Genomic DNA, 6,537 nt, shown 5'->3' with positions numbered 1-6,537 from the left:
GTGGCGTGCGCTGCGAGTTCGGCAGCTCGATGGTCACCACCGGCACGCCTTTGTGGACGCCGCCGTAGTTGCCCAGCGAGCCGGGGAAGATGCCGACCTGGTCGAGGTACAGGCGGCCCAGCCGCGAAGGCGGCACCGACGGGCCGTCGAAGTCCAGCACGCCGTATGGCGCGTGGATGGCGACGATCAGGTGCGGCTTGAACCGCTGGATCTGGTCGTGCAGGAAGCGCGACTCCGGCTCCGACAGCGGCTTGGGGCCGGGCCAGCGCCGCGGGTCTTTGCGGGTGCGCTTTTCCCAGTAGTGCGCCGCGTCACGTTCCCAGTTCGGAGTCGGGAAGTTGCGGTTCAGGTCGACGCCGCTGGCGTTGACGCGCTTGGGCGGCCGCGCCAGCAGGCCGTCGGGGTTGAGCGCCGGCACGAAGCGCCACAGCACCGGCTGCGGCATCTGCGGGTTTTCCTCGGCCGCCAGCCGCAGCCAGTGCAGCGCCACCGAGGCCGACGACAGCTCGTCGCCATGGATGGCGCCGGTGACCAGCACGCGCAGCTTGCCCTGGTCCGGACCGACGTCGCGCATGAACAGCGGCACGCCCTGCACCGAGCGCGCGCCGCTCTCGGCCAGCCCAGCCTGTTCGCACTGGGCCCGCGTCAGGTTCGGCAGCTTGCCGACGAAATGGTCGCATGGGGCCAGGGGTTTGGCGGCGGGGGCCGCCGCAGGCCGCAGCCGCGGCTCGGCCTGGGCCGCGCCCGCCAGCAAGACAGCACACGCCAGCAGGCGCAACAACTTCCTTCTCACTCGTCTTTTTCTCCTGCTTCGTACAAGGTTTCGCGTCCCATCCGGTCGAGCACCAGCTCCGCCGTCCACGGCAGCATCAGCGAGCCGCAGCGGCTGTCGCGATAGAGCCGCTCCAGCGGCAGGTGCTTCATCATGCTCTGGCCGCCGCAGGTGCGGATGGCCAGCCGCGCGATGTCGTTGGCGCCTTCCATCACGGTGTAGTGCGCAGCATACAGGCGCATGCGTTCGTCCCTGGTCGGGATGCGGCCGCGCCTCCAGCATGGCGCGCAGGAAGATGCTGCGCATCTGCGCCACCGCGATCTGCTTGGTCGGATACATGCGCCGCTTGACCGGCGGCTCGCCCGGCACTTCGCCGCGCAGGTAGCCGACGGTGAAGCCGTAAGCGGCATCGGCGACGCCCAGGTAGGTCGGCGCCAGCGTGAAGAACATGGACGGCCAGGTCTGCGTGCCCTTGTAGTACACGCCGCGGGGCATCAGCTGCTCGTCATCGCCCACGAACACTTCCTGGAACTGCAGGTTGCGGCTGACCGTGCCGCGCATTCCCAGCGGGTTCCGGTCGCCGCTGATGCTCAGGCCGTCGCTGGTGGCCGGCACCGCCAGGTACAGCGTGTCGCGCGGGTCCGGCTTCTCGTCGCCCTTGTCCTCGGTGCACAGCAGGCCGTAGTTGTCGGCCGCGCCGGACAGGGAGGCGAAGATCTGGCGGCCGTTGACGCGCCAGCCGCCCTCGACCTTGCGCGCCGTGGTGCCGAACGGAACCCGGCCGGCGGCGGCGGCGCTGCCTTCGGAGAACGGCTGCGCATAGACCGCGCCATTGCGCACCACGCGGCGCAAGTGCAGCTCGCGTCGCACCAGGTGCTCGCCGCGCTGCGATTCCGTCATGGTCACGCCATCGGCCAGCAGGCCGGTCCATAGCGTGGAGCAGATGTGCATGTTGTAGGTCAGCACGGTGGCGCCGCAGAAGCGCCCGATCTCCGCCGCCGCCATCATGTAGCTGGCGTGGTCGGCCCCCGGGCCGCCGTGGCTTGCCGGCACGCACCGGCCCAGCAGGCCGGCGGCGCGCAGGTCGTCGTAGTTGGCGAACGGGAAGCTCGCCTCCTGGTCCGACCTGGCCGCGCGCGACGCGAAGTTGTCGCGGCCCAGGCGATGCGTCAGCGCCAGCAGCTCGCGCTGCTGGCGGCGTGAAGGCGTGGTCGCCGACAGCGGGGGTGAAGTCCAGGTCCACGCGCGCTCTCCTCCTAGTGCAGCAGCACCGATGGCAGCGACAGGAAGTTCAGAACCAGCTCGTCGAAGGCCTGCGGCGCTTCCAGGTTCATCAGGTGGCCCACGCCCTTCATCTCGATGAAGGTGCTGTGCGCGATGCCGGCGGCCATCTTCTTCATGACGGCCGGCGGCGCGTTGCGGTCATGCTCGCCCGCCACCAGCAGCGTCGGCACGCGGATCTGCGACAGATTGCCGCGGCGGTCGAAGGTGACGATGCATTCCAGCGCCCGCCGGTAAGTGGCGGCCGGCACCAGGCCCATGCAGTGGGCGGCCAGCCGCACGCCTTCGGGCAAGGCCTGGGGGCCGATCATTTGCGGCACCAGCGTGCCGGCCAGGTCTTCCATGCTCTGGCCGGCGTCCAGCGGCGCGGTGCGCTGGGCGATGAAGGCCTGCTGCCAATCGCCGTGCGGCTTGCCGAAGGCCGGCGAGGTGCCGCACAGGATCAGCTTGCCGACCAGCTCCGGGCGCCGCGCGACCACTTCCTGCGCCACCATCCCGCCCATGCTGTGCCCCAGCAGCACCAGCTCGCGGGCCTGCAGCGACTCGATCAGCGCGATGCAGCGTTGGGCCAGGCCCTTGAAGGTGTAGGGCTCGATCGGCGGACTGTGGCCGTAGCCGGGCATGTCCCAGGCGACCGCGCGGTGGCCGGCCGATGCGAGCGTCTCCACCTGCGGCGCGAATGCCAGGTGACCGCCGCCGATGCCATGCAGCATCAGCACCGTGGTGCCGCCACCGCCCAGCGTGGTGAAGGTGGGCAGCACCGTCATGGCACCAGCCTTCCGGCGTCCACCACCGTGGTGCCGTCCAAGGTCACCGTGCACTGGCGCATGGGCAGGTCCAAGTGGCCGGCGGTGTGGCGGCCGGCCACTTCGTTGGCGCCGGTGCCGTACAGGAAGTTGCCGGCCAAGGCGCGCAGCTGGCTGCCATTGAAGCGACGGTGCAGTCGACCACCAGCGTGCTGCCGGCCAGGGCCGAAATCACCGGCGCCAGCTGGCGCGGCGCGGTGCAGGCGCCGGTGCTGCGCGTCACCGGCAGGTCCGGGCTGAAGCTGCTGGGCAGCAGCAAGGAAAACACGTGGGCGCCACGGCGGGCCGCAGCCAGGCGGGCCAGCTCCAACCATGGGGCGGCTCTGGCTTTCCCCGAGGACCGCGACGGTGTCGCCCTTTTGCACCGCGCAGCGGCCCAGCACCGCATCGGAGGCGGCCAGCCACTGGGGCTCGATGGTTTCCTGCAGCATGCCTGGGGCGCCTCCGTTTCGGACCATAATACATGAAAATTCATGCAATTCGCACCGCCATGATCCCCCCGCCCCAAGCCCAGCCGCCCAGTTTTTCCGACCAGGAGTTCCGCGCGGCGCTCGGCATGTTCGCCACTGGCGTGACCATCGTCACCGCCCGGGCCGCGGACGGCCAGGTCATCGGCCTGACGGCCAATTCCTTCAACTCGGTTTCGCTCTCGCCGCCACTGGTGCTGTGGAGCCTGTCGCGCGCGGCCGCCTCCATGGCGGTGTTCAGCGCCGGCTCGCACTACGCCATCAACGTGCTGGCCGCCGACCAGCAAGCCCTGGCCGACCGCTTCGCCCGCCGCGGCGCCGACCGCTGGCTCGGGGTCACCTTCGAGGAAGGCGCCGGCGGCGCGCCGCTGCTGCATGGTTCGGCCGCCACCTTCGAATGCTTCAACCGCAGCCGCTACGAAGAAGGCGACCACGTGATCTTCGTCGGCCAGGTGGAGCGCTGCGTGCATCGCGAGGGCGCCTCGCCGCTGCTGTTCCACGGCGGGCGCTACTACACGGAGCATCCGCTGTGACCACCACGCGCCGTTTCATCGACGACTACCTGGGTTACCTGCTGGGCCAGGCGAACCACGCCCTGTACAAGGACTTCGACGCGCAAGTGCGGGCCGCCGGCCTGAGCTCCATCGAGTGGCGGGTGCTGGCCACGCTGCACGACAGCGATCCGGTGACCATCAGCCAGCTGGCGCATGAGGTGCTGTCCAAGCAGCCCACCGTCACCAAGCTGGTGCAGCGCATGTGCGAGCAAGGCTGGCTGGACCTGCTGGCCGATCCGGCCGACCAGCGCCGCACCCTGGTGACGGTGACGGCGGCCGGGCGTCGGCTGGCGCGGCCGCTGGTGGAACTGGCCCGCTCGCACGAGGCCAGCGTGCTGCGCAGCCTGGCGCCGCGCGAGCAGTCGGCCCTCAAGAACCTGCTGGCCAAGCTGGGCACGCGCTAGGCTCCTGACCTGCCGCTACGATCGCGGCATGCCGGAACGAAAAGAACACCTGGACGCGCTGGCCGTCGCCCTGCTGCTTGTCTGCTGCCTGTTCTGGGGCTTCCAGCAGATCCTGATCAAGACCACGGTGATCGAGGTGCCGCCGCTGTGGCAGGCCTCGTTGCGCTTTGCCATGGCCATGGCCTTGCTGCTGGCATGGTGCGGCTGGCGCCGCGTGCCGCTGTTGCGCAAGGACGGCACCCTCTGGCCCGGGCTGCTGGCGGGCGCGCTGTTCGCCGGCGAGTTCGCCTGCATCTACCTGGGCCTGCGCGACACGGCCGCCTCGCGCCTGACCGTGTTCCTGTACACCGCGCCGTTCGTGGTGGCCGTGCTGCTGCCGCGGCTGGTGCCGGCGGAAAAGCTGCGCAGCGTGCAATGGGTGGGCCTGGTGATCGCCTTCGGGGCCGTCGCCTGGGCCTTCAGCGAAGGCTTCAGCGGCGGCAGCAACACGTCGCGGCAGCTGCGCGGCGATGCATTTGGGCTGCTGGGCGGCACGCTGTGGGGCCTGACCACGCTGGTGATCCGCGCCTCCGCGCTGGGCAAGGCCAGCCCCGAGAAGACTTTGTTCTACCAGGTGGCCGTGACCACCGCCGCCGCGCCGCTGCTCTCGCTGGCACTGGGCGAGACCTGGTCGCTGTCCTACTCGGGCTACGCCTGGGGCTCGCTCGTGGTGCAGGGCGTAGTGGGCGCCTTTGCCAGCTACCTGGCCTGGATGTGGATGCTGCGCCACTACCCGGCCACGCAGCTGTCCTCGTTCACCTTCCTCACGCCGGTGTTCGGCCTGCTGCTGGGCGTGCTGGTGCTGGGCGAGGCCTTGACCCCGCAGCTGGTGCTGGCGCTGGCCGGCGTGGCGCTGGGAATCGTCCTGGTGAACCGCAAGAAGGCCGCGGCCTGACAGGAAGACTCTGAGGTGGTTTCCGCTGCGAGAACGGGCGCAGCATCGCGCAGCCCGGCGCCGCTGGGCCTGCGCCGCCACCTGCACCTCGCAGGCCCGCTGCACCAGGGAGTGCTCGGCGAAGGCATCGGCAATGGTCGGCCCGCACACCAGCGGGCCGTGGTTGCGCAGGATCATCACCTTGCGCCGCCCCAGGCAGGCGGCCAGCCGCTGGCACGCCTCGCGCTCCAGGGTGATCCCTTCGAACGCGTGGTAGGCCTCCCGGTCGCAGTAGAACAGCCGCACTGGCGCTGCGAGCCGCTGAAGATCCACGGCCTTGCTGCCGGGGCGCCGGCCGGTGCCGGCCAAGGTGCGGACCTTCCTCGATGCGCTCGAGAAAGAGCCGCAGGGAACGCTTTGACTCCTAGCGCCTGGCGGCGAACTCCACGTACCAGTCCAGCAGCCGGGGTTGGCCATCGCGTCGCGGTTGACCACCTTCTCCAGCGGCTGCCCGAGCAGCAGCTTCTTGATCGGCAGTTCCTGCTTCTTGCCCGACAAGGTGCGCGGCACTTGGGCCACCTGCACGATGGCGTCGGGCACGAAGCGCGGGCTGAGCGCAATGCGGATGGCGTCGCCGATCTTCGCCTTCAGTGCGTCGTCCAGCGCCACGCCGGGGCGCAGCACCACGAAGCGGCATGTAGCTGGGGCGGCCCAGGTACTCCAGGTCGACCACCAGCGAGTCCAGCACTTCGGGCAAGGCTTCGACGGCGCTGTACAACTCGCTGGTGCCCATGCGCAAGCCGTGCCGGTTGATGGTGGCGTCGCTGCGGCCGTAGATGGTGCAGCCGCCGTGGGGCGAGATCTTCAGCCAGTCGCCGTGACGCCAGACGCCGGGGTACATGTCGAAGTGGCTGGAGAGATAGCGTCTGCCACCCGCGTCGTTCCAGAAGTACAGGGGCATGACGGGATCGGCTTGGTGCAGACCAGTTCGCCGACGTCGCAACGAAGACATGGTCTTCTTCTGAAGGATCACCCATGACCCGCGCCGCCCTGGACGCCGCCGCCGGCTACTCCCAGGCCAGCCGCGGCATCCGGCTGTTCCGGCTGTTCCGGCTGTTCCGGCTGGCCCTGGCCAGCGCCCAGCGCAGCTGGCCGGCACTGGCGGTGCGCGCCGCCTGCCGCTTGTTCGCGACGCCGCTGCCGCCGACGTTGCTGCAGCGCCGCACTGCCTGGGAGGCCGACTGGCGCTCCGAGCACTGGCCGTTCGAGGACGCGGACCTGGCCGTCTACAGCCGGCCGGTGGCGCCGCACGGCCCGGTGGCGCTGCTGGTGCACGGCTG

At 70.2% G+C, this 6,537-nt stretch carries 7 protein-coding genes and 4 pseudogenes; 5 read left to right on the top strand and 6 right to left on the bottom strand.

Going from position 1 to position 6,537, the window contains the following annotated elements; genetic code table 11:
- The 4 genes and pseudogenes from JWP65_RS11745 to JWP65_RS11730 form a co-directional block, all read right to left on the bottom strand.
- Positions 1-574, bottom strand: a 574-nt coding sequence (locus JWP65_RS11745) for a M14 family zinc carboxypeptidase (protein WP_299763890.1), incomplete at its 3' end; no start/stop codon positions are given.
- Positions 575-789: 215 nt separating this feature from the next.
- Positions 790-2,015: pseudogene (locus JWP65_RS11740) on the bottom strand (acyl-CoA dehydrogenase family protein).
- Between the two features lie 13 nt (positions 2,016-2,028).
- Positions 2,029-2,820, bottom strand: coding sequence for an alpha/beta hydrolase (locus JWP65_RS11735; RefSeq protein WP_299763888.1), 792 nt, complete (start codon positions 2,818-2,820; stop codon positions 2,029-2,031).
- Positions 2,817-2,960: a hypothetical protein gene (locus tag JWP65_RS11730; protein WP_299763886.1), complete on the bottom strand. Its 144-nt coding sequence runs from the start codon at positions 2,958-2,960 to the stop codon at positions 2,817-2,819. Before JWP65_RS11730 ends, JWP65_RS11735 begins: the two co-directional genes overlap by 4 nt.
- A 30-nt stretch (positions 2,961-2,990) precedes the next feature.
- Between JWP65_RS11730 and JWP65_RS11725 the strand changes: the two genes are divergently transcribed.
- The 4 genes from JWP65_RS11725 to JWP65_RS11710 are packed head-to-tail and all read left to right on the top strand — an operon-like array spanning position 2,991 to position 5,218.
- Positions 2,991-3,326 (top strand): hypothetical protein, encoded by a 336-nt coding sequence (locus tag JWP65_RS11725; RefSeq protein WP_299763884.1) that lies wholly within the window; start codon positions 2,991-2,993, stop codon positions 3,324-3,326.
- Between the two features lie 23 nt (positions 3,327-3,349).
- Positions 3,350-3,859, top strand: a complete 510-nt coding sequence (locus JWP65_RS11720; RefSeq protein ID WP_299763882.1) for a flavin reductase family protein — start codon at positions 3,350-3,352, stop codon at positions 3,857-3,859.
- A complete protein-coding gene (locus JWP65_RS11715; RefSeq protein ID WP_299763880.1) occupies positions 3,856-4,284 on the top strand; it encodes a MarR family winged helix-turn-helix transcriptional regulator in 429 nt (142 codons plus the stop codon). The genes JWP65_RS11720 and JWP65_RS11715 overlap by 4 nt, the downstream gene beginning before the upstream one ends.
- A gap of 28 nt (positions 4,285-4,312) precedes the next feature.
- Entirely contained in the window at positions 4,313-5,218 is a 906-nt protein-coding gene (locus JWP65_RS11710) for a DMT family transporter (RefSeq protein WP_299763878.1), read from the top strand.
- A 90-nt stretch (positions 5,219-5,308) separates the two neighbouring features.
- Here the strand turns inward: JWP65_RS11710 and JWP65_RS11705 are convergent.
- A pseudogene (locus JWP65_RS11705) lies at positions 5,309-5,503 on the bottom strand (class II aldolase/adducin family protein); the annotation flags it as partial.
- A gap of 118 nt (positions 5,504-5,621) precedes the next feature.
- Positions 5,622-6,214: pseudogene (locus JWP65_RS11700) on the bottom strand (acetoacetate--CoA ligase); the annotation flags it as partial.
- A gap of 18 nt (positions 6,215-6,232) precedes the next feature.
- Here JWP65_RS11700 and JWP65_RS11695 point away from each other — a divergent pair.
- A pseudogene (locus tag JWP65_RS11695) lies at positions 6,233-6,537 on the top strand (alpha/beta hydrolase); the annotation flags it as partial.

It is taken from the genome of Ramlibacter sp. (genome assembly GCF_028292805.1).
Classification (GTDB): Bacteria; Pseudomonadota; Gammaproteobacteria; order Burkholderiales; family Burkholderiaceae_C; genus Ramlibacter.
Note: the sequence above shows the minus strand (reverse complement) of the source record. Positions and strands in the feature narration are given on the sequence as shown.

Excerpts from the sequence above, each read along its gene's own strand:
- JWP65_RS11735 (WP_299763888.1), bottom strand. The coding sequence starts at position 2,820 with ATGACGGTGCTGCCCACCTTCACCACGCTGGGCGGTGGCGGCACCACG.
- JWP65_RS11720 (WP_299763882.1), top strand. The coding sequence starts at position 3,350 with ATGATCCCCCCGCCCCAAGCCCAGCCGCCCAGTTTTTCCGACCAGGAG.
- JWP65_RS11710 (WP_299763878.1), top strand. The coding sequence starts at position 4,313 with ATGCCGGAACGAAAAGAACACCTGGACGCGCTGGCCGTCGCCCTGCTG.